We start from the raw sequence: 26142 nt of genomic DNA, 5'->3' as shown, positions 1-26142 counted from the left end.
TGACTGAACGGGGATTAAGCCCTATTCAAAGTCAGTAGTAAGCTTATATCGTGCGATACGATTATTGCCTTTGTCGGCTACATATACTACCTGGTTGAAGTAAGCAACTCCGCTCGGGGAATCAAATTCTTTTGGCCCTGAACCAAGCTCACCAAATGACACCAATACTTGTTTGGTTTGATTTTCAGCACCGGGAGGTGGAGGCACTCCTTCTTGACCATTCGACTGGAACTGATATAGTTTATGCTGGGCAGCATCTACCACAAATATGTAGCTGTCATCATCACCGCCGAATGCCACATCGGTTGGCTGCTGAAATTTATCCGGCTCATATAGAAAGCCATCGGCTTGGGTAGTATCCTGGGCAAGCAGCTGTGAGTTTTGTTGAAATACAAGTCCGTCGGGAGTTTCAACAGCATTAATCCATAAAACTCTAAAAGAGATATCCTTTGTCTGATCGGCCTGGGTAATCAGGAAGCTCCGATCTTCTGTAAAAGTATCGCGCTGTGGAGGAGCTACAAAGGTAGCCACTGAACTTAAACCAATTCCACTTCTCAAGGATGGCGTAACGGGATTCAGCGTCCGTATTTGGCGAACGTTTTCCATCTTTCCGGTCAACTCACCGTTTTCCGAAATTCTTCTGAATTCCAGTACGGTATTATCAGGAGCTGCTACCTGATTTGTTTCATTAAAAGGACCTCTTCGTGTGATGTATATGGAGTTATCAGCCATGGCTGAAACCCCGGTAATTTCAACGCGTTCGTAATTGATATTTGAACCGCGGTTGAGGCGGGCATTTTGGGCCGCAGAGGTACTCAAACTGGCATCATCAAATGGGAAAATAAGAGTGTCCACATAGGTGAGAGGTCCGGTCCCGTTCATGTTCTTAATTTTATAAACCGCCGGCAGGTTCCAGGTTATGTTGGGATCAACCGATTCGATCACAGTATCGATGCGGGCAGATACATAAATATTTAGAAGACGGTCTTGCGTAACGGCATTGGCTCCGTCCAACTCAATGGTGATTCTTGGATTCAGGTCGGCCCGGTCCAGCAGGTGGACACCCTGCGCATCCGTTACATATACAAAACGGTCAAAGCCAACGAATACATCGGTTGGAGCATCAAATTCACCCCAGAAAGGAAGCACCGGAGCATATCCTTCTACGGTTTCCAATGTTGGGTCAATACTCCCCTCTTCGAAAATTTCATCTGTTGTGTCGTTATCCTTGGCTCCAAAAATGTTGTCACATCCATACAGAAAACCTGCTGTCAGGATTAATGAACCAATAAAAATTCTGTTTACTGCTTGTTTCATAGCGCTACACTTAAACCAATTCTGTGAATTCCACCTAAACGTTCAAACACGGTGTATCCGTAATCTGCTTTTAATACTTTTTCCATAAATGGGACCTGAACGCCCGCCCCGAAGCTTGGCCAAACTCTTTCTTCAACACCGAATTCGTATCCGCTTCTCACAAAAAACTGGCCGATAAAACCATACTCAACACCCATATTCAACTGCTCAGAGTTATCACTTGGATTAGTGATCTGCGCCGTTACCAGAAGCTCGTGATTTTCATTTTCGATGACATTATAAGCTGCCGCGATATTGAACCTTGTTGGCAGTGATAAATCGCTGGTTGGCTCTTGCTCCACCATACCATCGAGGGTTTCATATTCAGCAGTACCTGAAGGAGCAGCTTCAAAACCAAAGTTATTCAAACTCACTCCAAACCTGAGACCGGTATCGCCCACATAGTAGAGAAAACCAAAGTCAATGGCTCCTGTTTGATAGGTAATGTCGATATAATTTTCGGACAGGTATCTCAGGGTAATTCCATAACTGAAAAGATCCGTAATCTGGTGCGAACCGGTCAGCCCCGCGGAAATGTGGTGCGTACTAAAGGTTCGGCCGGTTCCCAGGGGTTCAAATTCGGTAGTCTCATTTATCTCCCCGGAATTCAGGTATTGGATACTGCCACCAATGGCAAAACGTCCGAGTTTGTGGATATAGCTCAAATACTCAAGGTTGATATCGGCAACATATTGGGTGTGATTCAGCATCACATTGGAACTGCCGAGTACCGATGCATTGGCCGGATTCCAATACAGGCTTGATCCATCAATGGCATCGGCCATATTTGAATTACCCATTGCCGCACTTCGGGCATCTATGGAAATCTTGGCAAACTGAAAGCCTTCCGTCCCTGCCCGGTCATCACCATAGCTGGTTTGGGCATAGGCACTTTGGCTGTAAAGCAACCCTCCGATAAGAAACAACAAACAACTTTTTATCAATGCTTTAATGAATTTCATAATTAAAAGTTTATAGATACTCCAAATACGATGTGTCTCTGTTCCAGGTAATTCGCCGGATTTTCATAAGCCGGCAGGTTATTGTCGGTAGGATCCAGGTAACGCGGGTCTCTTACATTATTGGGCACATCGTAACTTCTGTTATCTCTCAGAGCAATTAAAGAAGACTGATCGGAAGGGTAATTTTTGTATCCTTTGCCGGTTACCGGGTTAATAATTACTGAGCTTTGATTATTTAAAATATTTGTGATTTCGAGGAAAGCCGCGATCCGGGTGTCGTTCACCTCAAACCACTTTCTAATGTTGAAATCCATGTAAAACCAGGCCGGACCTACTTCACTGTATCGTTGAGCAGGATCGTCCAATCGCTCGTAAATAGGACGCCAGTCGCGAACACCGGTTACCGGATTTCTTTCGAAGCCTACAAATTCATAGGGTGTATAACGCTGACCACTTCTCCACACGGCAGACAAAAACATCTGAAACTGATTCAGTGGATTTAAATCAAACAGGGGTTCATCCCGGTCGTAAGTAAAACGGATATTTCCTTTTATATCGAACGGGCGATCCCAGGCCAGCGGGGTCTCAATATTATTACCCACATTTTGGCGGGCATTGATGGCGTTCAGATTATCATCGTTGGTTGAACTCAAACCTTCGGCACGGGAATAGGTGAATGAAACCTGACCCTGCAGCAAGTCCTTATACCGTTTGATGTAACTCACCTCAACCCCACGGGACCGGGCATAGTCACCGTTAATTCGAAATGCCTTGGTGGTTGGTCGGCCATCAATATCCGGTACGGTGATTAGCTCGGAAGTCACAAAATCATATTTATCTCTCCAAAAGGCCGATACATTTAAGGCATCATTTGCTGTAATCTGATTCCGAAGACCGATTTCATACGAGATATCAATTTCACGGTCTAAGTTCGGGTTACCAAGGTTGGGTAGATCTGACTGATCCTGGTAAAAAGGATCGAGCCCGGCATACACAAATCGTGGGTGAGGAATACGTGCCGAATGACCATAGTTAAAGAACAACACCTGGTTCTCTCTCACCGGGAAAGAAACGTTTACCTTTGGCAGGAAAATGAACTTATACCGATTGCCGAAAATCTCGGTCGTCTCATCAAGATAGTCCTGTGCAATAAATTCGGGGATGGTGGAATAGGTATTTGGATCCAACGCCTCTTTCACCCTTTCATCTACATATGAGCCGGGAGACCAATACTCAAATCGCCCGCCGATGTTTGCAATCAGTCCGTTATAACGGATCTTATCTGTTATAAAAAAGGCCCCTCTCGTCGGTTTAACCCTCCAGGCATCAAAACTTTCACCTACACGGAATGTTTCTGAAACCGTGTTTTCATCAATCCGGATAGGGGCACCAATCCATGGGCGGGTGATGTCAATCCACTGGTAGTCATTGAATTTCATTTCAAAGCCAAACACCAGCTGATTATTACGCTCATTGAAATACTTGGTGAGGCTTGACTTCAGCGTAAGTTCTTCTGCAAAGTGATCGTGCCATAATGTTGCGATACCACCGTTATTGATATAACCCGGACCGGCAAGCACATAGGTGAAGTCGTCTGTTCCCTGAAACTCTTCTCCAGGATAGGTGTTGATACTGCCCGGATCAAATTCCCCATCCACATTTTCAGGTCTCCAGTTTCTACCATTGGCATCTGCCCTTAAGCGGGTAAACAACCGACTTGCCTGCACTTCATAAAAAGCGGTTTGAGAAATGGTATGTGTCCACTTCAGGTAGGAAAGGTTGCTGTCGTGAGTGTAGGTGTTTGCGTTGTCGAGAAAGCCGTTTGAGAAAGCAAACTGGAAGCCGGGCTGAATCTGGGTATCAGCACCGGTAATCTGAAGCATCCGCGTATTCTGGTTGATAGTCAACGATCGCTGGTAAGCACCCTGCAGGCGCATCCCCGGCTTGATGTTGTAGGTCAGTTTCATCATCCCGTTCCAGCGGTTCCCTTGTCTGGGCGACCAAAATTCATTGTCAACAATGGATGACCTGATTTGGTCTGCAGATAATTTGGTATAACCGTCGGATGTAGCGAACTGCCCGGTGGCAAAGAAATACACATCACCCGGGATATTGAGGCCTGCCAGCGGCAATAATTTTTGTGTGATAGGTTCCGGCCCGCCGATACTCAATTCATAGACGTCTTCAAAAAAGTTAGACTCGTGAGACATCACGTTGGAACCGAAGTTATCCCGTTTATGAGAAAAGCTGCCTTCGTAGCGGTCGCCACCATCACGGGTTTGAACCGATACCACACCGGATGTTACGTCACCGTATTCAGCACCTACCCCACCGGTTATCACTTCCACATTACTAAATGAGTTGGAACCCAAGTCTAATCCAAATCCGGTTCCTGCCAGCGGATCCTGAGCAGAAACACCATCAACTACATAGCCGGTTTCGTAAGCCCGCCCGCCTTTGATGTATAGTCCGGTTGGATCCTTAACCACTCCGGACTGCAAGGCAACCGCATCCTCCACTTTTTGGATGGGAGCGGCCTCAATATCCGATCGGGAAATGGTGGATGAAGTAGAGGATTTTTCCACGTCAAAAATAGGAGCTTCACCTACTACAATTACTTCTTCCTCAGCACTTAAAACTTGCTCACGCAGTGCATAGTTTAATTCTGTAGTTTCGCCCGCCTCAACCTGAATACCGGTAAGCAAAACGGTCTCAAAACCCACATAGGTGATTTCAATGTTATATTGACCGGGGCGGATATTTCGTATCACATATTCCCCATCAAGATTGGTAGCCGAACCGAAAGAAGTACCAACAATTCGGACATTAACCCCAATAAGCAGCTCTTCAGTTTCATCAGCTGTAATGGTTCCGGAAATAGATCCTGTGTTTTGAGCCCACACCGAAGCCGTTCCCAAAAGCGTAAACAGTAATAAAATCAGATTAAATCTTTTCATAATAACCTCAGTTGCTGAAACCCAGTCTTTGGATACAGATATATTCAATAAAATCGGCCAAATTATTGTTGCCATTTAACAACGTTAGATCCATACCAAAATAGATTACGTTGCCCTCCGGATTTTCAATACCTACCCCTTCGAACTCAGTATAATCCTCAATTCTACCGGTCAACGTTGTTGTTTGAAAATCAGTCTGGTATAGAAGGGTAGCTCCGGGTATTGGTTTTAGTGGAAAGATACTCGTTTGAGTTCTTTCCGTAAGAAGTGACGGCCCGCCGGTCAGGCTGGGAACCTCTGTATTGTTATTGATGATAAAATTAGTACTTCTTGAACTGGCAGAACTATAATCCCCGATGGAATCTACCGGTATGAAATTAAATACATCGTCATCCTGGCCAATTTCCTTCATAGGAATAGTGACAAACATGTTTCCGCCCTGCTCGAAGAACTCTCTGGTAATTTCCAATGCATGTACGATGTTTCTGTCTATATCATTGGATACCCAATAAATATGATCCCACTTTGCAAGCGTTTTCTGTAGTGTTGGATCCACTACCGCAGGAAATTGATCTGAAAGCTCTATAGTACCTAATGAAGGAGTCCCGGTATTAATCAGCCACTGATCCGGCTCAATACCATAGCTATTAAGGTATGAAAGGTGCTCATTTTGTTTTTCCAGAGAATTGTTTGAGCCAATATCATTTAAAAATAGCACTTTTGATCGTTGGGGTTTAATGTACCAACTCACACTATCTAACTGGCTTACAGCACCTGCTGCGTCAATGGAGCGAACGTAAGCTGTATTAGTAGCTCCCACCTCAACACCTGCTATTTGGATAGGATCGCCGGATTCATCAACTCCTCGATTATATGATCTACCCAGAAACACATCAGCTGTTTTTGTACCTGTGCTGCTATTATCCACTTCGAGTGATATAAATATTCGCCCTTCATTTTCTGATGAAACCGGTATTTCTGTCCACCCGTTTATGGTGTCATTAATCGCAATTTCAGTGCTGCGAATGTTTAATAGTCCGTCCGGATCATTGAATCTCCAGCCAAAACTGCTTATTGAAAACAGTGTATCAGGCGGAGTTTCCGTTTCAGAAAATGAAACTGTAGGGTCAGAATTGACTATTGGGTAAACCAGACGTGCGCCCACGGGATCTTTTGCGCCTTCATTATCAACAGCCCTTACTTTGAAAAGAACATCATCAACACTTTGACCTTCAGTAATCGGCAATATAAAGGTACTGTCGGATCGCTCCGTAAAAGTCCAGGCTCCTTCGCTGGTATCGTTTATGGCATACTCATAGCCTACAACATACCCGTCAGGGTCGTTGCCCCACCAGGAAATGTTAATCTGGCTGGATAACCTGAAATCATCTCCCCTGTTAATTCTCTCAACCGTTAAATTAGTTGAAGGAGGCTGATTTTCTGAAGCCGTACCGGATAAACCAGCATCACAGCCCGAAATAAAAAGGCCGGCTGACAATACCGCTAAAATTAAAATGAAGGACTTGTACATCTGAACTATTTAGTTTTTAAAAAAATAGGAATGAGGAGTATTCCATCCTCATTCCAGGAAAATCTAATTTGTTACTTGATCAGCATCATTTTCTTAATGCTTTCGAAAGAACCGGCTTCGATGCGGTAGATATACATACCACTTGCCAGTCTTGAGGCATCAAATGCTGCTGTATGACTACCCGCATTCATTCTTTCGTTCACCAATGTGGCTACTTTTCTACCCAGCATGTCATACACCGTCAGGCTTACATCTGCAGCACGTGGCAGATCAAAGGTGATGTTGGTTGTTGGGTTGAAAGGGTTCGGGTAATTTTGCTTCAGGTCAAAGCTCTTAGGCAAGCCTGTTTCAACTTCACCGGATGTTTCCATAGCTCGTTGCAAAGTCAAGCTGTAGTACAATGTAGAGAATGTATTTGTTTCTACATCATAATCTTCAGCAGCAGCTACAGTATCCACACCGTCGCTTACTCGAACAGTCCATACGAAGTCTTCGCTATCGCCTACTTCTAGGCCTGCTGAAGCTAATAAGCCATCTACGGTTTCGTAGGTCAGAGTTACGGCAGAAGCCGTTGAATCGTCATTTGATGGCACTGATGCAACAACGTTAGCCGTATCGGCTGAGTATAGCACCCATTCGTAAGTTATATCGTTGCCGTCAAAGTCTGATGTAGCTTCCCACTCAACGGTAATATCACCGGTTACTTCAACAGTGGCTTCATCAGCCGGTGTTTCCAGATCAAAACCGGTATCTGGCAGCGTCCAGTCATCAGCCACAACATCATCGAGGGTTCTCAAAATCATTTTCGGATTACCGAAAGAATAATAAAGAACACCTGACAGTGACTGCATTTGAGCACCAACTTTAACATGATCGTTTAAGTCAGAACCATAATTGATTGTGAATGCATCATCTACACGTAGTCCGTCTCCGGCCTCCAGTGTATCTGCAGCACCACCACCTTGAGTAGAACCAAATTCCCACTCACCGAAATCGCTGGAACCATCGGCCTGGTTGGTAGTCACTTTTACGTCGTTAAATTTCAGGTAAACACCTTCGTATTCTTCATACGCAGTAGTAGATCCTGTGATGTCCTGAGTAATAAGCTCTACCGCTAAACTTGCTACAGAATTCCCAGAAGATGCTACTGTAAATTCGTCAAGCGTAGCAAAGGTAACGCCAAACTCCTCAGAGATGGTCAGTTCAGTAACATTAATTTCATCTCCAATATTCAGGCTTTCGGTTTCGCTGTCTTCTTCTACATAAATACCAGACCATGCGGCGGCAGCATCCTGAATGGTAATGAAACCACTTTCGCCGGCACTAGAAACAACTGTGGCCGTGATATTTACAGGAATAGCACCCGCTCCTAATAAAGGACTTGAGCCTGGTTGTCCATCTCCTGTTTCCTGTAGCACTGAAATCGATGAAATCGGATCATCAGCAACGAAGAAACTGAAACCTCCAGAGAAAGGAGCTCTACCAGTCAACCCGTTGTCATCCGATGCTTCGATGTAGAAAGATACGGGTGTGAAGTTATCAAATGTTGGCAGTGTAGCTGAAAACTCATTACCACTTGTGTTTGACATTGTCAGCGTATCCGTAGTATCAGGAGATGTGTAGATTAAACTTACACCAGTCAATGTAGCTCCATCAACAGCTTCGGCACTTGCGGTTACAGTAACCGCATCACTTGAAGTGATCGTAGAGTCTGAAAGTGACACATTCGAAATTACCGGAGGCAGTCCGTTAACCACAAGGTCATTAGGCCACTCAAATCCGTCCTGTCCATCAACGTTTCGGACACCGTTCAGCCAAACAACACCGTCTTCAAATGGGTTGATGCTGAATGCACCGTTTCCACTCGGAACCAGACCATCAGGGTCATCACCAACGTAGTTTACAAAACCACTTATATCTACATTTGCTCCGGAAGCAGGTGCTTCAAATGGTCCGTCCTGGTTAGGATCTATTCTACGAGCGTTATAGGATGGCAGATATCCTTCAGCACCAATGGCATGATCATTTCGGTATCTCAGAGATGTATCATACACATAAATTCTGGAACCGTCTTTATTGATAGCCCAGTCTACACGGTTGCCCTGCGCTACGTTACTTACCGTAGCAGAATTGATTTTAACATAGGCTCCGTTATATACATTGTAGTTCTGAAAATTCATCGATAGCTCGCCATCTTCAAAACTGTTTATATCAGTCAGATCAACTTCCCATGGGTCAAGTAGACTTGCATATTCAGGGAATTCCTGATTTACGTTACCAAGCCTGTTCACTGACTCAACGGCAACCTGAGAAGTTCCACCAAAGAAGCCTAATACTGCATCCAGGGTTACAACATCTCCACGGGTGAACCCATCAAGAAGTGAGTAATCAGACTCAACAAGCTGAATAGACATACCCTGGCGACCCATGCTTGCTGCATTGGTATCTGTAACAAATACATGAATTCGTGAGATTTCATCAATGGTACCGTCATCGTTGGTATCATCCGGGTTAGATAATCCTGAACTTTTCGGATAAGAGGTAATAACAACCGTTAAAGTTACTGTACTATCCGCAAGCGGGTGGTCTTCAATAGCCGCTTCTGAAAACTCAGGCACATTCTGATAGGTGTTAAGATCACGAATAGTAATCGGGGTACCATATTCTCTATGTGCACCTAAGCCACCAAAATCATTTTGAGGATAAACTATCCATTCTGAAGAAGCGTCATCAGTTCCAAAAGAACCAAGAGCAGTAGTATTTCCGGTTGAAACATTAGGCTTTCGAACTAAAGTATGATCTTTAGTAGCCTCAGCAGAATCTCCAACTGCCCAATCAGCATCAGAGTTTGGATCTCCAAATACATCTAAAAAAGTAGTATCCGTTCCTGATATATGAATAAGTGCCCTTGCATCATTCCCATTGTGATGTGTAACACTTGGCCAGCCAAGCACCTCATCTGCAAAATCGGCATTGAATAAAGATGAACTCACTTGGTCGGTAGTAATTACATACGTACCATAACCTGGAATTGAGGCTCCATTTGGAAATGTATGGTAGAATTCCCACCCGTCTCCATTTGAAGATTGCGCAATTTGATAGTTGTCAAGATTTACGGGGGTACTGTTTGGGTTGTAAATCTCCCACGCTTTGTTATTACTCGAGCCTTCAATGTACTCCGAGAAAAACAAGTTGCTCTGTGCATAAGCTGCACCATAACTGAAGAGAAAAGTCAGCACAAACAAGGCTGCACCTTTCACTCCTATTTTTGTAGCATTAATCATAGTTGATCCTCTGTCTTTTGATTATTTGATAATAAGTAGCTTACCCGTTTGTACTTCTCCTGAATCCAAATCCTTAACGGAAAACAGGTATAAACCCGTTGATAAGATTTGATTAGCATCGGACTGTAAATCCCACGCATGCTCTCCCCCGGCCATTACTCTTGGGTCGTCACTAAAATTATCGAACCAAGATATATCACCATTGTATGTAGCCGAGTTATGTTCCAATTCAGCAACAATATCTCCGGCTACGGTATAAACACGCACTTCTGCTCTTGCTGGTAAATTATAGAAATAAAGTTTTCTTGTATTTTCATTGGATCCGTCCCAGGCAGCTTTAATGCGATAGGGGTTTGGATACACCCCTACTTTATACTCCTTGGCATTACTACCAAAATTTTCGTTCACAGGTGTTCCGGGAAAAATCCTAACCGAGTTTGAACTTGTCGAGCTTTCAAGACTCCCTATATCGAAAGTCTCACTACCGCCATCAAAAGCTGTTACTGAAATCTCGTATTGCCATCCACTTAGTAGTCCATCCAGCTCATATCGATACCAGTATTCAGAGGTATCACCCTCAAATGTAACCGGTTCGTCAAGCTCTACTTCTTCAAAACCCGTATCAAAGGCAATCTGGTTTGCAGGTTTGTCAAATTCTCGAATTAACTTAGGGTCTACACCCGGTCCATCTCCAAGCTGAGAGCTATAAATTCTATATCCTTCAAAGTCCATCTCCCCGGATACCCGGTCCACTGAAAACTCGGCTGTTCTGTCCCAATAAATAGAAGCCTTGCCTTCCTCCAGCTGAATACGAACTTTGGGATTGTCTGGTGGGGTGGGGAATAAATACCGGGTAAGCTGACCATCTCCATCTGTATCCTCACCCGGATCCAGAACCCCATTGTCGTTCACATCTTCTCCCTGAAAAACTCTGTTTGCAGAATTAATAGTCTGAGTTAAGATGGCACGCGAATCTTCGGTATCAATTTCTTTAATGCTCTGTATAGTCCCCTGAAATTCCTCCGGCTTTCTGGCCGCTGAGTAAACAAAGTAAACCGTTATGGTTTCTCCGGGCTCAACTACCGGAAATGGCCCCATTGAAAGAAATGATATGTAATTACCCGCAGCATCCTGACCGTCCGTCCTTAAAGCTTCTCGGTATGTTTCACCTTGGGCATTTGTAGAATCAATTGGAAACTGCTCGGCCATTCTGGTGTATCGATCTATGTCATTCGAAGGGGAATCAAACACACCTGTTCCTGCACTAAACAACCAATAACTTGGCCCTACCTGTGGCACGTTAAATCCCTGCTGCTGTAAGTATTCTGAATTTTTGGGATGATAAAACTGATTGCGATATTCAGCCCCAATTAATGAGATTGCACCATATGTGTTAATTGCAGGTTCGCCTGCAGGAGACCCTGCATCAAAAGCATAGGTAGTATATAGAGAGTCCATATACCCTATTCCGTTTTTATTGAAGAATGCTCCACCTGTTTCATTGGTCGTAATATCCCGAACTACTAAATCAGCATACATCCCAACAAATACACTGTCCCAGGTCGCAGCACCGGCATACTGATCGCTGTTATTGGTAATCTCATATTTAAGAATGGAGAAATTCTCTGTAAACGGGAAACCCCAGTTATAGCTCTCTAACCTGACATCAGCGTAAAGAGGGGTATCATGCCCGCTTATAGGTGTTCCCTGAATATCTCTGCGCCGATCTGAAAATTCAGTGATAATATCCTGCTCCCCAACAGATTGAGCAGAGAAAAACTCATCATTCGGGTTGCTGCTTCTTCTCAGAATGATATTATCAGCTGTAAACTCAAAACCGGCACCACCCCTCGAATAGCCACCTGATGTGGTTATAGAAGAAGTGGAAACCCGCAATTGAGAGTTATTGTACAGCGCCCCTATCCAAATCCCCGCTTCAAACAAATGCTCAATTTGGGAGTCGCTTGGGTAGCGCATACTGAAGCCTCCTTCAGGGTTGTTGCGCACATCCGGCTTTCCAATGGTTCCGTAATTTGTGATAGACAGGCCGATAGTCCCAACATTGGTTTCGGCTCTTTCGAATGATGCCTGCGCGTAAAGATTTGCGGCAAATAAAGTTAGGAAAAAAGCGGTTAATCCTGCTCGGATAATTCTCATATAGATTACTAACGGGGTTTTATTTGGGGCCGGTAAATATAGCGATAATGGGGGCCAACCTCTGTGATTACCCTACCTCTTAACACTAACTTAATATGACGAGCCCATCATAAACGATTTATAAAAGTGTGCTATTACCTCTTGGCTAACCTTCAAATAAAAGAGGACCACTATAATAGCAAAAATGAACTGTAATCTGAAAACCCCAAACCGTTGATATTTCCTTGCCGAGGTAACAACCGTCTTTTTAATGATCACAAATTGTGCGCGACTTTTAAGCCGGCTCACGATCTCCTGATCTTCCATAACCAGCAATTTATGATCAAACCCTCCTATTCTTGAGAAAAGCGCTTTTCTGACAAACAAACTCTGATCGCCAAACCTGAAAAAGTTGAGGTCGAAACGGGTAAACCAACTGTAAATTCTCAGCGCCGGATGGTGGTCATCAAAGGCCAGGCGGAAGCAACCGCAATCAAATCCGGCTTGTATTTTTTTTGTGATATCGGCAATAAATGTCGGAGGTGGTGTAGTGTCGGCATGAAGGAAATAAAGCCATTCCCCCCGGGCCTTTTCAGCCCCAAAATTCATTTGATTTGCCCGGCCTCTTAAGGGGCTTCTCACTACTTTCGCTCCCTTTTTTACTGCCACTTTAACTGTATTGTCCGAACTGCCTCCATCAACCACAAGAATTTCCGCCTCCTGCCCCTCACTGTGTTTCCTCAAAAAAGAAAGCAGCTCGCCAATCTTGGCCTCTTCATTATAAGCCGGAATAATAATGCTGATCATTTACTCTATACTCTTTTTGGACCGGATACTTACAAACCGGACTTAACTCTATTCCAGTCTTCGATGGTATCTACATCGTTTAATTCTTTCAGCGTGGTGTGATTTGACCCAATATCCCGAATTTTTTCAACTGTTTTCTGAAATACAGAGCCCGTACTCCATTCGATTTCTTCAAAAACTTCCGGGTGGTAGCTTCGCATGCCTAACAGATAATACCCTCCATCCTCAGCCGGTCCGATTACAAATTCATGTTTTTCCAGCTCCTGAAAAGCCTGCTGAATAATGTCAGAAGTAAGCTCTGCACAATCACTGCCAATGATTACCACTTTTTGGAAAGACTCTTTTAAAAAAGATTCCTGAAAAGCATTCGACATCCTCTTTCCCAGGTTTTCCCCTGACTGAAGCTGCTTTTTAAAATCACCGCCTTCCCAAATGTCCTTTTCCGCGATGAACCGGGAATACCATACTTCTTTGGCCACTTCTAAATTACGGGTTTGCTCAAAGGTCCAGCCTAACAATTTCTGATATACCTTAAGTGCCTTCTCATCTCCGATTGTAGCTGCCAGCCGGGTTTTTGTTTTCCCGGCCTCCTCGTTCTTCACGAAGATGATCAGCTTTTCCCTCGTTCTTCCTTCCTTGTTCAATGTTCCTTGATGGGTGTTCAAGTAGTCGCGCCCCCACAACTGCTGCCTGCTCCGGCTGTGCATCCAAAACAGTGCTGGTTGATCTTAATTTCCCTGTTATTTAACGATTCAAGATCAAAGTCTTTGATGTGTTGAACACTGTCTTCATGGGTTTCCATATCAAGCATTTGGTTGAAATCGCAATCAAACAGGCGGCCGTCCCAGCCAATGGAAATGGTATTGCGGCACATCACCCCGGCTGCAGCTGCCGGATTGAATGACTCAATCAGCTTTTCCATGTACTCTTCCAGGTTACCTGACATCAGCAGAAAATTGAGGAATCGGCTGATGGGTAAATTGGTAATCGTAAAAAGGTCATTGAATACGATGTCATGCTTTCTCTTAAGCTCTTTCTTAAACTCCTGTTTAATTTCTTCCTGATCTCCCGGCAAAAAAGCCCCCACCGGATTATAAACCAGGTTCAACATTAACCCGGTATTTTCGTCTCCATAACCGATTTCATTCAGCCTTTTCAACGCTTTGATAGACTTATCGTACGTGCCTTCTCCCCGCTGGCGATCAGTTCGTGATTTACTGTAGAAAGGGAGCGAACAGGTGACTTCCACACCATGCTTCTTAAAAAACTCGGGGAGGTCGCTGAATTTATTGGTAGTGAGGATGGTAAGATTTGATCTTACAATAACATGTTTCCCTAGCTTTGAAACTTCCTCCACAAACCACCGGAAATGCGGGTTCATTTCGGGAGCTCCTCCGGTCAGGTCCACCGTATCAATGTCGGTTCCCTTCAGCGCTTCAAGACAATGCTCAAAGGTCTCCTTCGTCATGATTTCCTGCCGATCGGGACCGGCATCCACATGGCAATGCTTGCAGGTCATGTTACACATGTAGCCCACATTCATCTGAAAAATATCGATCCCTGTAGGTTTCAGCGGGAATAATCCAATCGGATCAATTTTATCCCTGAACTTCGGCAGGGATTTAATCTTTTCGTTGTGATTGTTAATGATATCGAGTTGAACGCTGGGCTTGGCCAACTCATGAGATTCTGCCAATAAGCTTTTCATAAAACTTCCTTCTGTTATAATATAATATGAGTCATCAGCCCGGAGGAAATAGGGCTGAATCATTCTAACTCTGCTAAATAAAATTACATGGAAAGGTCTTTCACCTTATTCATCATTTGCACGCCATGTACGAGCGATGAACCACCGCGAATGGCTGCCGCAACGTGTACGGCTTCCATCATCTGCTCTTCACTGGCCCCTTTTTCGAGGCTGTCGGTAGTGTAGGCATCAATGCAATATGGGCATTGAACCGTGTGGGCAACGGCAAGTGCAATCAGGGCTTTTTCTCTTTTTGACAGGGCGCCTTCTTCAAAAACCTCACCGTAGTATTCAAAAAATTTATTCCCCAGTTTTTCCTGGAATTCTGTGATATCGCCAAACTTTTTCAGGTCTTCTGCTTTGTAATAAGGATTGTCCATAATGCATTGATTTTTTTAATAGTATTGATTTGAGTGAATCAGCTTAGTTATTCTTACGAAATAAATAGATATGAAGATTGATTTGACTGAATCGACCCTAAGAAATGATTTATCATGCTAAAATTGAAACAATTTCGCCCTATTTTGTATTTAAGGAGGTAGTAAACATAAATAATCAACCAAATATGAACATTAAGAAACTACTTTCTATCCTAACTATAATTTTCGGAGTAGCTATTACTCTGCCAAACACTGCCCAGGCCCAAGCAAACGGTGAAGGCGGAAATCTCGGGCTGGGTGTAATGCTGGGAGAACCGACCGGTATCTCCATTAAGGCGTGGAACAATTCCAAGTCTGCTTTTGGCTTTGGTGCTGCCTGGTCTTTTGGCCGGTATGATGCCATTCACCTGCACAGTGACTACCTGCAGCATTCCTGGCTAAGCGGTGTAGATCAGGGCAGATTGGCTTTTTATTATGGAGTAGGTGCCCGACTGGTTTTAGCAGATGAAGCTGCCATTGGTATTCGCGTTCCCCTGGGACTGAATTACCTGGTCGAAGATGCGCCTATTGACTTATTTGTTGAAGCGGTTCCTATTCTGGATTTAGCTCCCAGCACCGATTTTGATGCTAACGGAGCCATCGGTATCCGCTATTACTTCTAACGAGTAGCTTATCTTAAATTTCAACTGGCTTAACCGGAGGGCAGGGTAATTTCCTGCCCTTCTTTAGCCAGACATACCCTTTCAAAAGAAGACCCGTATAGGTCCTGAATCAACTCTTCTCTTTTTCCCAGAACGTCATCACTGTTATCCGGGTCATGGTGCGTTAAAAATAGTCTTTTAACATTTACTTCCTTAGCCAGTTCCGTAACGGTTTCCCACGAGGAGTGCCCCCAGCCAACGCGCTGCTTATAAAGTTTTTTCGAATACTGGGCATCGTGGATAAGCACATCCGCTCCGCGAATGAATTCTTTAAACTCTTCTCTGAATTGCCGGCTTTTATCGGTATCGTCGTCCATCAATTCATTATCAGGAGCAAAGATGATGGTTCTGTCCTTAACCCTGATCTTATACATAGCTGTTGGAACCGTATGAGTTGCCCACATATACTCAACCGAGTATCCGTCAAAATCTCTTTTTCCGGGCTGAAAGGTTTCACAATCTAAATCGGCCTCCAGCATATCTATGGATACCGGGAAAAAGGTGCTGGACATATGGCCTTGCAAAATTTCTTTACATCCAATTTCACCTTGTGGCGGCAGGTAAATCCGAAACCAGTTATCCCCGTTATAAAACGGTTTAAAGAAAGGAAAACCTTGCAGATGATCCCAGTGGGGGTGTGTTATAAATACCCGTCCGCGAAGCGAAGATCCCCGACCCTGAAGCTCGTTTCCGAGGTTTCGAAATCCGGTTCCGGAATCTAAAATCAGCAGCTCGTCATCACCTTTGATCTGAATTTGCACACACGTTGTGTTACCCCCATAACGCATGTTTTCACTATTAGCGCAAGGTGTAGAACCTCGGACACCCCAAAATTTTATATGTATTGAGCCTTTCAAATTACTTATACACCTCTGCTTACCTATCTATACATGTTCAATCGTGCACCCCTTAATATGTGTAAATCGAACGGTATTTTCTTCCCTGTTAATGTTTTCTAAAACTAAATGAATGCAGGATAATCAGTTAGAATCCAACGCCCAACATTGTATAAAAATATTAAACAAACGGAAAGCGCTTGTTATTCTTCTTCGTCGCTGTCTCCGGTTCGTTTAAGCTGGTCGATTTCTTTATTGATTTCTTTTAGCCGTTCTTCTTTCTCAGCGATTGAGTTTTCGGCTTTATCAATTTTTTCCTGAAGCTCATCCTTCAAGGCATTTCCCCGGTTGGTTGGCTTGAAATAAGTTTTAGCTTCTTGGTACTGGATCATTTCACTTTCCAGTTTAGAAACATCTTTTTTGAGCTTGTCCCGCTCTTTCTGGAGCTTGATAATGTCTTTTCGGGTATCCGGATCAATTCCCTGGTTAGCCAGCTTTTTCTCCATTCCAAGATCGGATCCCAGCGCGCGATAGCGATCATAAATTACATCACACGCTTCCCGATACTGCTTCCAGATCTTGTTCTTCATTTTAATGGGAACGTAGCCAATGTCTTTAAAGTCCTGCTGCAACTTCTTGGCTTCCTGAACAGCCAGTGCGGGATCGTCGTGCTTGCCTAACTCTTTCAGCTTTTCAAGAATTTCCTGTTTTTTCTCCAGGTTTTCCTTCTGGTCTTTTCGCTCTCCTTTGAAAGCTTCCCGGCGGCGATCATAAAACACATCCATCGCGCCTTTAAACTTCTTCCAGATTTTAGAAGATTGTTTTCTGGGAACCGGACCAATTTTCTTCCACCGGCTCATCAGGCTTTGCATTTTCTGGTGGCCAGCATCAAAGTCGTCAGTGTCTTTGGCTTCTTCCGCTTCTTTAATCAGTTCGTATTTCTTTTCGAGATTGGCCTCTTCCTGTTCACGCAGCTTATCAATGTTATCCGACTTCATCTCATTGAATTTGTCGGTGGCTGCTTTAAACAGATCCCACATCTCATTTTCATCTTTCTGCGGGAGGTTACCTGCGTTTTTCCAGGCTTTGTGAAGCTTATTCACCTTACGGGCAGCTTTTGCAATATTTTCCTGATCAACCAACGCTTCGGCTTCTTTCACCAATTTCTTTTTCTTAGAAAGGGCTCTCTCAATCTGTTCGCGGTATTCTTTATCAACTTTGAAGCGAACTTCGTTGAATGTATCCTGCACAGCGTTGAACCGATCCCAGAGCGGCTGATTTTTCTCGGAAGGCACACGCCCCACCTTTCTCCACTGAGAAATCAACTTATTAAACTGATCTTCTAATTCTTCAAAGTCAGGAGTATTCTCATTGAGCTTTTGAGTGAGCGCATCCATTTTATCAAGCAGAAGCAGCTTCAGCTCTAAATTCTCTTCTTCTTTCTGAAGTTTCTTCACGAGCCGATCTACTTTATGATCTTCAAACTCGTCCATCAATTCTTTAAAGCGCTTATCTAAAGCTTCGGCTTCGCCTTGTGGCAGCAGCTTAATGTTTTCCCACTGGCCTTTAATTTTGCCCACCTCTTTGGTTGCCGTCCAGTTTTCCTCATTTATAATGTCGGACAGGGACTTCAGCAGCTCTTTTTTCTTAGCAAGATTTTCTTCTTTCTTGCGGTTCAGCTCTTCGTAATGCTCTTTTTTCTTCTGCTCAAAGTTATCCCGCAGCTCCTGGAATTCATCAATTAGCTGACTGGCCTTTTCACTGGTGGACTTAGGTCCTTCTGTAACATTCTGGGCAAGATTAGCCAGTTCTGTGGTAACAAAGGCCCAGTCTGTCTGTACCACCAGTTCTTTAGCCCGCTCTACAATCTCAGCATAAAACGACTCGGCATCCTCAGCAGTCTCTTCACTTTCTTCCTCAGCTACTTCTGCCTCTGCTTCATCTTCCTCTGTCACCTCATCAGCCTCCGAATCCGGCGCAGCTTCTGATTCCGGCTCACCCGTTTCCTCTGCTTCATCAACGGTCTCTGAATCTTCGGCAGGCGTCTCTTCTTCGGCTGTATTCTCCGGCTTTTCTACCGGCTCGGCTTCTTCTTCTTTTGGAGGCGCAGCCTGCTCCTCATTATCAACTGAAGTTTCTTCTTCGGAAGTAGCTTCTTCAGCACTGTTTTCAAGTTCGTCTTTCTCGGTCTCTTTTTCAGAGTTTGCGTTTTGTTGCTCCAGGTTCTCCACAGTAACCTTCCTTTCCTCGTAGGTCTTTTGATTAACGGCTCGTAGCCTTCTTGCTTAGATTAGTTAAGATAATATATCTGCCTAATCTTTGGCAATATAAAGCAAAAGTCCGGCAAAGTATTTCAGATCAAACAGATAAGCAGGAAAACTTTGAACAAACGAAAATGATTGATGCGTTTTGCAGAGTTGATGATTTGCGAATGATCGAAAGACCGATTTACGATTTTTGAAACAGTCTTGGCATCTGAGTAACTGCAAGCAACGCTCAAAGGACCTTCGGACGCTTTGAGGTGCCATGAAAAATCTGCAATCAAAAATCGATCATTCGACAATCATTCCTTTTCCTGGAATACGTGGATGTCGCGCTGAGGGAATGGAATTTCGATCCCTTCTTTATCCAACTCTTCTTTTATTTTTTCGAGATTATCCCAGAAAAAGCCCCAATAATTTTCGGTTTTAGTCCAGGCGCGGGCAGATAGATCCAGCGAACTGTCTCCAAGGTTTGTGAGCACAACAACCGGAGCCGGGTCTTGCAAAACTCGTTCATCTTCATTCAGCACCCGCAAAATAACTTCACGTGCTTTTTTTACATCCGAACTGTAGCCGATGCCAACCGGGAAAACAGCACGCCGGGTTTCTTTGGCTGAGTAATTGGTTACGGGAGAATTGGCAAGCTGCCCGTTCGGAATTACAATAAGCTGATTATTGGGGGTTTGAAGATGCGTATGCAGAATATCAATCTTTTCAACAGTCCCCGACTCGCTTCCTCTTTCAATAAAATCGCCCACTTTAAACGGCTTAAAGAACAAGATCAACACTCCACCTGCGAAATTCGATAAACTGCCCTGCAGTGCTAACCCCACCGCTAAACCGGCCGCACCCAACACGGCAATAAAAGACGTCATTTCTATGCCCAGCATACCCAGCGCGGAAATATAAACCATGACCTTGAGCAACATGGAAATAAGGCTTCGCAAAAAAGAAACCAGAGCCTCATCCACGCTACTTCGATTCAATACTTTGGTGGCTCCTTTCACAATAAACTTCACAATCCATAGCCCGATTACCAGAGTCGCAACCGCGGCAAGCAACTTTGGACCGAAAGTGGTCACGAGATTCATGATGTCTTCTGTGGTAATGTTAAAATTGTCCATGCTTATTTTTATGATCTTTAATTTTTAATGAAGTGAATATCCTTAAAAATTCACTTACAGTCAGGTTTTGATATACATATAAAAAAGGGAAGGCGTTAACCTTCCCTTCAAGCTACTATGCGATTCTTTTCAGAGCTCTGCTATTTCTTTCTTGATCTCGTCTTTCGTTTTACCAAGTTTGCCTTGAAGACGGCCCAAAAGCTCATCTTCTTTACCCTCGGTAAAAGCGAGATCATCATCAGTCAGCTCTGAATACTTCTGCTTTAATTTTCCTTTTACTTCGTTCCATGTTCCTTTAATGGTTAAATCATTCATGGGATCTCTCCTGTTTATTTAGTTAAAATTCGTGGTGTAGGATAACTGCTTTAGTCTTCTAAATGACTTCTTAACATCCATGCGGTTTTGGAATGAACGGTCAGCCGCTCTGTTAATAAATCAATCGTGGCTTCATCATCAGCTGCTTTAGCGGGCTCTAAGGCCTCTCGTGCTGTTCTGATAACCTGCTCATTCGCTTCTGTGAGGCGCTTGACCATATCCAGTGCTTTCGGCCGGTCGGTGTCTTCTTCGATAGAAGCAATTTCGTTGAACTCCTTAAAAGTACCCGGAGCCCTGAATCCTAACGCCCTGATGCGTTCGGCAATCTCGTCAATAGCTTCCGCGAGTTCAGAATACTGCTCTTCAAACTGCTCGTGCAGCTGATGGAATAGCTCACCGGTTACATTCCAGTGATAGTTATGTGTTTTCAAATACAGCAGGTAAGAATCGGCCAAAACCTTTGACAAGCCTGCCGCAATTTTCTCCCGATGGTCTTCAGAAATTCCAATGTTCACTTTCATTTTTTCGACTCCGTTTAATGTTTCAATATCCATCTGAGTATCATTTTATTCGTGAATATTCAGTTATCAAAACAAAACTGAGCGGCCACGGTTCCAAAATGTAAGTGAATAGTAAAAAGGATTTACAATCAGCATCATCGAGAGTATTTATCACAAAAAAATCCCGCACACTGTTAAGCATGCGGGATTCAATTTGTTTAAATGAAGAATGCTGTTATTCTTCTATGCCATACACTTCTTTCAGTATTCCTTTGGCGTTAGCATCTTTGCCCTGCATCACACGATGCTGCAGGTTGGTAATGATTTCCTGCTCCGCCTTTTCGTAAGCTAATTCCTTAGCTTCATTCTCGGTTCCGGTTCGTACCAGTTCATAAATATCGTCTGCTCGAACTACACTATAAATATCATCATCGTTAAAAGCGTGAGAGCGATATTCTTCATACTCCTTGAACACCCGGGGGAAATCTTCGCTGTTTTCGGCGCGGGTTATGATCTCAACATGTTCAGGACCTTCGGCGCTTAACGGGGTTTTGCAAAGGTAAAAGTAATTTTGTTTGTATTGCATCTGCTGTAGATGTGAGGGTTGAATTTATTTACTTGGCTAATATAACAATTCGTTAGAAAAGTGTGGACTGGTTTTGAGGGATAGGTTTTAGTTTTTAGATGTTAGGTTTTAGGGTTGTTCGTGTTGATTCAAATAACTTAGGCTGAAAGCAGTCGCCGTGTTATATAAGGCTTAATTGTCTGCCCTATTCGCTTATCCTAAAACCTAACACCTAAAACCTTGCCTCTAACACCTCTATAACTTTTTAACCACCTTGGGTATCATCATCCATTTTATCTGACAGGTGCCGGGAGCAATGGTTTCCCAGGAATCAGCAAAACTTTCTAAACACACAATGGCTGCTGTTGGCATGCGAACCGCCGTTTTATCCTGACCGCCTGCCAATACTCCGGTTGTGCTTTCCATTAAAGGATTATGCCCCACCAACATAATTCGCTCAAACTCATCCGAAGCCGATTGTATAGCCCCGAGATAATCCCGCACCGAACCAAAGTAAAGATCGTCATTCCACGTGATCTGTTGTTCATCAAGCTTGGCCGCCTCCATACTCAACTGCGTGGTTTCTTTTGCGCGTTGAGCCGGCGATGAAATCACCAAAGCAGGTTTATACTTAATTTTCTTCAGGTATTTGCCCATTCTGGGAGCGTCATTCAGGCCCCGTTTGGCAAGCGGCCGGTCAAAGTCTTTCAAATCCGGGTTTTCCCAGCTCGACTTAGCATGTCTCATTAATAAAATCTGCTTCATAATTTGTCGGACTCCTTCTTTGTTCCCGGCATTTCCACCATCTTTATTTTTCGGGCAAACCGGCCGGCTTTGATTTCCCCTTCGCCATATTCGGCGAGGGCTTTCACTAACTCAATCCCAAAAAAGATAATATTACTGGAATAGTACACCCACAACATCAAAATAATGATGGAAGAGGAAGCCCCGGAGAGTTGATTCAGCGAGCTGTTTCCAATAATCATCCCCACCCCGAATTTTCCAATCGCCAAAAGCAGCGTAGTGATCAGGCTTCCTATCAATAAGGGTCGCCATCGTACTTTGGCATCCGGCAAGGTGTAAAACATAACCAAGACCGCAAAAAAGACCATGAAAAGCGTAAGAATGTTGCTTCCGAACCCAATCAAATAGAGCTGAGCTGTCTCAAAACTGGAAAGCAGGAATTCAAAGAGCCATACCAGGGTTGAGTCGAGGATCAATGAAAAGATCATGGCTATACCCAATAGCATAATCATTCCAAAGGCCATAACCCGGTCGATCAATACTTTTGAAAACCCGATCTCCGGCTTTGCTACCACATTTAAAACCCGGTTAAAAGAATCTTTGAACTGAATGAACACCGTTGTGGCAGAAATGATGAGAAAAGCGATACTGAGAAATAAGTACAGAATATTCCGCGAATCTGTTTGTATGGTTTCAACCAAAAGCATGACTGCCTCTGAACTTGCCTGACCGATGTTTTTTTCAAGAAAGTTCGTCAGCTCCCGCATCACACTGGCATCACCTATAAAAAAACCTGCGATGTAAACGGCTATCATTACGATGGGAGCAAGAGAAAAAAGCGTATAAAAGGAAACTGCTGCACTGTATTGAAAACAGTTGTCTTCTATAAATGAATTAATCGCACTAAGTACGATTTTGGATGTTCTCTTAAATAGTTTCATCACTTGATTACCTTTTACCAAATATTCGGGACGGTGCATAGACAGACAGCACTACACCTCGAGCTACCATAAATGCCGTCATCGCCATCCATAACGCATGAATGCCTGCAAACGGTTCACTTATAAAATATACCGGAATAAATACCAGAACCGTGGCAACAAGCATGGAATTTCGCATAGCACCGGTTGCTGTCGCTCCTATGTAAATCCCATCCCAAATAAAACATACGCTGTTAACGACCGGAGCTACAATCAGCCAGATGACAACACCCATGGCGACGGTAATCACATTCTCTTTATCTGTAAAAAGGGATATAATTTCTGCATCAAAGAACGCATAAGTGATGGTACCGAGCAGGCCCAGGCCCAATCCCCAAAGCATGTTGGCAGTTACCGCTTTCTTTAGCTTGTCGTCGTCTTTTGCTCCCTTAAACCGACCAACCAAACTCTCAGCTGCGTAAGCAAAACCGTCGGTTCCGTATGAACTGATGTACCACATTTGCAGCAGAATCGTATTTGCAGCCAGCACCACATCTCCCATCGCTGCCGATTTTGCCGTAAAAAAAGCATAGGAGAAAATGAGACATAAGGTCCGGATTACAATATCGCGGTTCACCGAAAAGAATTTTTTCAATTCTTCGGCTTCAATCAGTTCATCCCATTTTATATTGAGCTTAACACCACCGTATCTCCTCTTATATAGAATGAAAGCCAGCCCGAGCGCCAGAAAGCTGGCAACCAAACTACCCGTAGCCACTCCATCCACCGTCATATTGAACCGGAACACAAAAATCAGGTTCAGCGCAATATTTACAAGGTTTAAGAAAATGGTGACGATCATGGGGTAGGTTGAGTTCTGCATTCCCAGGAACCAACCGTTCAACCCAAATAAAGCCAGGGTGGCCGGTGCGGCAAAAATGCGGATGTGATAGTACAGGCGGGTATATTCCTCCACTTCGGGAGAGGCATTTACCAGGTACAGCGAAACTTCAATCAGTGGATACTGAATGAGAAGGATTAACAAACTGCTGGCCGCAGCTACCAGCAATACCCGAAATAGAATGATTCGGGTTTTTCGCTCCTCCTGAGCACCATAAGCCTGCGCAACCATGCCGGTTGTTCCCATCCGTAAAAAGCCGAATCCCCAAAAAATAAAATCAAATATGATGCTCCCTACCGCTATGGCCCCCAGGTAATAAACGTGCTCAAGGCGCCCTACAACCGCCGTATCAATGGCCCCGAGCAGGGGTACCGAAAGATTACTTATGATGTTTGGAATGGCAAGACGGAGTATTTTCCGGTTCAATTAAACGGGGCTTTAGAGATTAATAACGGCAGCCTGAAAATAAGGGCTGAAAAAGAATTATGAATTCATATTTTTCAATCGCCTATAAAGTTGCATATCTATGGGTGTGCGTGTATTTTCTTTTTCCGAAATTTCTTGGGATAAAACTTAATTAATTAACTCATTTGCTTTTCACATGGACATTGAATCGCGTAATAAAATTTTGACAATTGTATTCGGAGTAATCATTCTTGGTCTTTCGTACTATCTGTATGATTCTCTGGTAACCCCTTATCAAGAGGTTAAAGAGCGGGAGGCGTTGGAAGAGAAAGTCAGGCAGCGCCTTATTGACACCAAAGATGCTCTCATCCAGTACCAAACCCGAAACGAGACTTTCCCCCCAACCGAAGGTGGCCTCGACAGCCTTGTGAAATTCCTGAAAACCGATTCATTAATGATCGCAATGGGTGATTCCCTGTTTGGCACTACTTTTGACGTGTACAACCCCGATTCCCTGGTGTATTCTCCTCGTTCTCCGTTCCCAAAATGGGAATACACGTTGAACGATACGCTCAGACCGCAAATTTACCTGCTTGAAGATCCGGGATCTGATGATGCAGTGGGTAGTCTCGAACGTACGACGATGCGTAATGCTCCAAACTGGAATTAATGGATGACGCTTCTGCAAATTTAGGTGTTTGTTTTTTTTCGGATCGCCTGTTCTACTCGATCAATGATCCGGAAAACGACAAACACCTTTTTCGTATAGGCTCCTTTGACTTCAACTTCAACGTGATTGACGCCATCACGCGTCAGCACGAAGATCATTTCCCCCACGTCCTTTCCACTTTCGAACGGTTTCGTACCAATCACAACATAAAGTCGGTGCGTGCGCTCACCCACCCCGCCCACGAATGCTGGACCGTATTTCCCAAAGTTGTTTATGACAATGCCGATGAGCGCGAAGATCACCTCGCTATTTTAATGAAAGGGGTAGAACGCGAACACATTGAACCCACCTGGCATACTGTTCATAATAATGAGTACAAGTTTCTATCGATTCGGCGGCGCAATTTGATGTCCGGCTTTGATGAACTCACCACCCAGGTTGCCACTACCGACTTCAGCAGTGATTTCGAAATGGCCCAGAAGTGGTCCGCCTTTGCTAAACCGGGCGGTTCTTTTTTGATGATCGGCTGCCATGAGAACATAATTTCCATCACTTCTTTTTTACTCGGGAAATTCAGAGCTGCCACCTACATCTCTTTCGATCAACCCGAAGACATGCCTTACCACTGGCTGCAGCATGCCAAGCACTCCAGCTGGATGCGTGGTATACATGAAACCATCTATCTTTTTGGGCACAACTGCCATGAAATTGAGCAGTCTCTTCAGGGTTTTTGGGATGATTCAGCTGAAATCACTAAACTCAATTCCCTGGAAACCATCGGGGTGAAAGCAGAAGAAAAAACCTATGGCTTTGACCTCGCCGCTGCTTTCCCTGCTATTCTATTAAGCCTCGATTTTTAAATATCTGACCCGTATCTATTAGCGCAAAGCCCGCAAAGAAGTCGCAGAGTACGCTAAGAGTATGTAACTTTGCGAACTCTGCGCATCCATAGCGTTCTTTGCGTGAAAAATTACATGTTTGTGATTTCTGATTAAACCCTGACACGTTCGGGAGAATTGCGAGATTATGAATATCTTTAT

General features: G+C 44.0%; 22 protein-coding genes. 3 read left to right on the top strand and 19 right to left on the bottom strand.

Features of this window, described 5'->3' with window-relative positions; translation table 11 throughout:
- Window positions 1–21: 21 nt before the first annotated feature.
- The 10 genes from JJ941_RS10410 to JJ941_RS10365 all read right to left on the bottom strand — a co-directional run bounded on the left by JJ941_RS10410 (window position 22) and on the right by JJ941_RS10365 (window position 15160).
- Complete coding sequence (locus tag JJ941_RS10410; protein WP_290964779.1) at window positions 22–1317, bottom strand: hypothetical protein; 1296 nt, start codon at window positions 1315–1317, stop codon at window positions 22–24.
- A complete protein-coding gene (locus JJ941_RS10405) occupies window positions 1314–2318 on the bottom strand; it encodes a PorV/PorQ family protein (RefSeq protein WP_290964777.1) in 1005 nt (334 codons plus the stop codon). The genes JJ941_RS10410 and JJ941_RS10405 overlap by 4 nt, the downstream gene beginning before the upstream one ends.
- 2 nt (window positions 2319–2320) lie before the next feature.
- A complete protein-coding gene (locus tag JJ941_RS10400) occupies window positions 2321–5275 on the bottom strand; it encodes a TonB-dependent receptor (protein ID WP_290964774.1) in 2955 nt (984 codons plus the stop codon).
- 7 nt (window positions 5276–5282) lie between these two features.
- A complete protein-coding gene (locus JJ941_RS10395) occupies window positions 5283–6806 on the bottom strand; it encodes a hypothetical protein (protein ID WP_290964771.1) in 1524 nt (507 codons plus the stop codon).
- Between the two features lie 71 nt (window positions 6807–6877).
- Complete coding sequence (locus JJ941_RS10390; RefSeq protein ID WP_290964768.1) at window positions 6878–10090, bottom strand: lamin tail domain-containing protein; 3213 nt, start codon at window positions 10088–10090, stop codon at window positions 6878–6880.
- A 21-nt stretch (window positions 10091–10111) separates the two neighbouring features.
- Window positions 10112–12247, bottom strand: coding sequence for a hypothetical protein (locus JJ941_RS10385; protein ID WP_290964767.1), 2136 nt, complete (start codon window positions 12245–12247; stop codon window positions 10112–10114).
- A gap of 90 nt (window positions 12248–12337) precedes the next feature.
- A complete protein-coding gene (locus tag JJ941_RS10380) occupies window positions 12338–13033 on the bottom strand; it encodes a TIGR04283 family arsenosugar biosynthesis glycosyltransferase (RefSeq protein WP_290964766.1) in 696 nt (231 codons plus the stop codon).
- 29 nt (window positions 13034–13062) lie between these two features.
- Complete coding sequence (locus JJ941_RS10375; RefSeq protein WP_290964764.1) at window positions 13063–13698, bottom strand: TIGR04282 family arsenosugar biosynthesis glycosyltransferase; 636 nt, start codon at window positions 13696–13698, stop codon at window positions 13063–13065.
- Window positions 13695–14741 (bottom strand): arsenosugar biosynthesis radical SAM (seleno)protein ArsS, encoded by a 1047-nt coding sequence (gene arsS / locus JJ941_RS10370; RefSeq protein ID WP_290964762.1) that lies wholly within the window; start codon window positions 14739–14741, stop codon window positions 13695–13697. The genes JJ941_RS10375 and arsS overlap by 4 nt, the downstream gene beginning before the upstream one ends.
- A gap of 83 nt (window positions 14742–14824) precedes the next feature.
- Window positions 14825–15160, bottom strand: coding sequence for an arsenosugar biosynthesis-associated peroxidase-like protein (locus JJ941_RS10365; protein WP_255133638.1), 336 nt, complete (start codon window positions 15158–15160; stop codon window positions 14825–14827).
- A 185-nt stretch (window positions 15161–15345) separates the two neighbouring features.
- On the opposite strand from JJ941_RS10365, the gene JJ941_RS10360 reads away from it, so the two are divergent.
- Window positions 15346–15822: a hypothetical protein gene (locus JJ941_RS10360; RefSeq protein WP_290964760.1), complete on the top strand. Its 477-nt coding sequence runs from the start codon at window positions 15346–15348 to the stop codon at window positions 15820–15822.
- 29 nt (window positions 15823–15851) lie between these two features.
- On the opposite strand, the gene JJ941_RS10355 is transcribed toward JJ941_RS10360, so the two are convergent.
- From JJ941_RS10355 to JJ941_RS10315, 9 genes are all read right to left on the bottom strand, one after another.
- Window positions 15852–16622, bottom strand: coding sequence for an MBL fold metallo-hydrolase (locus tag JJ941_RS10355; RefSeq protein ID WP_290964758.1), 771 nt, complete (start codon window positions 16620–16622; stop codon window positions 15852–15854).
- 278 nt (window positions 16623–16900) lie between these two features.
- Window positions 16901–18928, bottom strand: coding sequence for a DUF349 domain-containing protein (locus tag JJ941_RS10350; RefSeq protein WP_290964756.1), 2028 nt, complete (start codon window positions 18926–18928; stop codon window positions 16901–16903).
- Window positions 18929–19260: 332 nt separating this feature from the next.
- On the bottom strand, window positions 19261–20082 hold the full coding sequence (locus tag JJ941_RS10345) for a mechanosensitive ion channel domain-containing protein (protein ID WP_290964753.1): 822 nt from the start codon (window positions 20080–20082) through the stop codon (window positions 19261–19263).
- Between the two features lie 129 nt (window positions 20083–20211).
- Entirely contained in the window at window positions 20212–20397 is a 186-nt protein-coding gene (locus JJ941_RS10340) for a CsbD family protein (protein WP_255133649.1), read from the bottom strand.
- Between the two features lie 50 nt (window positions 20398–20447).
- Window positions 20448–20951 (bottom strand): Dps family protein, encoded by a 504-nt coding sequence (locus tag JJ941_RS10335; RefSeq protein WP_290964749.1) that lies wholly within the window; start codon window positions 20949–20951, stop codon window positions 20448–20450.
- Between the two features lie 181 nt (window positions 20952–21132).
- Window positions 21133–21483, bottom strand: coding sequence for a hypothetical protein (locus tag JJ941_RS10330; protein WP_290964746.1), 351 nt, complete (start codon window positions 21481–21483; stop codon window positions 21133–21135).
- Between the two features lie 234 nt (window positions 21484–21717).
- Entirely contained in the window at window positions 21718–22227 is a 510-nt protein-coding gene (locus tag JJ941_RS10325; protein WP_290964743.1) for a histidine phosphatase family protein, read from the bottom strand.
- Entirely contained in the window at window positions 22224–23147 is a 924-nt protein-coding gene (locus tag JJ941_RS10320; RefSeq protein WP_290964741.1) for a YihY/virulence factor BrkB family protein, read from the bottom strand. The genes JJ941_RS10325 and JJ941_RS10320 overlap by 4 nt, the downstream gene beginning before the upstream one ends.
- Before the next feature lie 7 nt (window positions 23148–23154).
- Window positions 23155–24453 carry an MATE family efflux transporter gene (locus tag JJ941_RS10315; RefSeq protein WP_290964740.1) on the bottom strand — a complete coding sequence of 433 codons (1299 nt, stop codon included), beginning with the start codon at window positions 24451–24453 and terminating at the stop codon, window positions 23155–23157.
- Window positions 24454–24655: 202 nt separating this feature from the next.
- Between JJ941_RS10315 and JJ941_RS10310 the strand changes: the two genes are divergently transcribed.
- Together JJ941_RS10310 and JJ941_RS10305 are read left to right on the top strand one after the other, a co-directional pair.
- Entirely contained in the window at window positions 24656–25102 is a 447-nt protein-coding gene (locus tag JJ941_RS10310; protein WP_290964736.1) for a hypothetical protein, read from the top strand.
- Entirely contained in the window at window positions 25102–25962 is an 861-nt protein-coding gene (locus JJ941_RS10305; RefSeq protein ID WP_290964733.1) for a hypothetical protein, read from the top strand. Before JJ941_RS10310 ends, JJ941_RS10305 begins: the two co-directional genes overlap by 1 nt.
- The last annotated feature ends 180 nt before the right edge of the window (window positions 25963–26142 follow it).

The sequence above is a fragment of the Gracilimonas sp. genome, from assembly GCF_017641085.1.
Taxonomy (GTDB): Bacteria; Bacteroidota; Rhodothermia; order Balneolales; family Balneolaceae; genus Gracilimonas.
This window is presented reverse-complemented; position numbering and strand designations above follow the sequence as displayed.

Coding starts and splice junctions, on each gene's coding strand:
- JJ941_RS10365 (WP_255133638.1), bottom strand. CDS start 15,160: ATGGACAATCCTTATTACAAAGCAGAAGACCTGAAAAAGTTTGGCGAT.
- JJ941_RS10340 (WP_255133649.1), bottom strand. CDS start 20,397: ATGAATGATTTAACCATTAAAGGAACATGGAACGAAGTAAAAGGAAAA.
- JJ941_RS10305 (WP_290964733.1), top strand. CDS start 25,102: ATGGATGACGCTTCTGCAAATTTAGGTGTTTGTTTTTTTTCGGATCGC.
- JJ941_RS10400 (WP_290964774.1), bottom strand. CDS start 5,275: ATGAAAAGATTTAATCTGATTTTATTACTGTTTACGCTTTTGGGAACG.
- JJ941_RS10410 (WP_290964779.1), bottom strand. CDS start 1,317: ATGAAACAAGCAGTAAACAGAATTTTTATTGGTTCATTAATCCTGACA.
- JJ941_RS10345 (WP_290964753.1), bottom strand. CDS start 20,082: ATGGACAATTTTAACATTACCACAGAAGACATCATGAATCTCGTGACC.
- JJ941_RS10335 (WP_290964749.1), bottom strand. CDS start 20,951: ATGGATATTGAAACATTAAACGGAGTCGAAAAAATGAAAGTGAACATT.
- JJ941_RS10325 (WP_290964743.1), bottom strand. CDS start 22,227: ATGAAGCAGATTTTATTAATGAGACATGCTAAGTCGAGCTGGGAAAAC.
- arsS (WP_290964762.1), bottom strand. CDS start 14,741: ATGAAAAGCTTATTGGCAGAATCTCATGAGTTGGCCAAGCCCAGCGTT.
- JJ941_RS10320 (WP_290964741.1), bottom strand. CDS start 23,147: ATGAAACTATTTAAGAGAACATCCAAAATCGTACTTAGTGCGATTAAT.
- JJ941_RS10395 (WP_290964771.1), bottom strand. CDS start 6,806: ATGTACAAGTCCTTCATTTTAATTTTAGCGGTATTGTCAGCCGGCCTT.
- JJ941_RS10405 (WP_290964777.1), bottom strand. CDS start 2,318: ATGAAATTCATTAAAGCATTGATAAAAAGTTGTTTGTTGTTTCTTATC.
- JJ941_RS10330 (WP_290964746.1), bottom strand. CDS start 21,483: ATGCAATACAAACAAAATTACTTTTACCTTTGCAAAACCCCGTTAAGC.
- JJ941_RS10380 (WP_290964766.1), bottom strand. CDS start 13,033: ATGATCAGCATTATTATTCCGGCTTATAATGAAGAGGCCAAGATTGGC.
- JJ941_RS10360 (WP_290964760.1), top strand. CDS start 15,346: ATGAACATTAAGAAACTACTTTCTATCCTAACTATAATTTTCGGAGTA.
- JJ941_RS10385 (WP_290964767.1), bottom strand. CDS start 12,247: ATGAGAATTATCCGAGCAGGATTAACCGCTTTTTTCCTAACTTTATTT.
- JJ941_RS10390 (WP_290964768.1), bottom strand. CDS start 10,090: ATGATTAATGCTACAAAAATAGGAGTGAAAGGTGCAGCCTTGTTTGTG.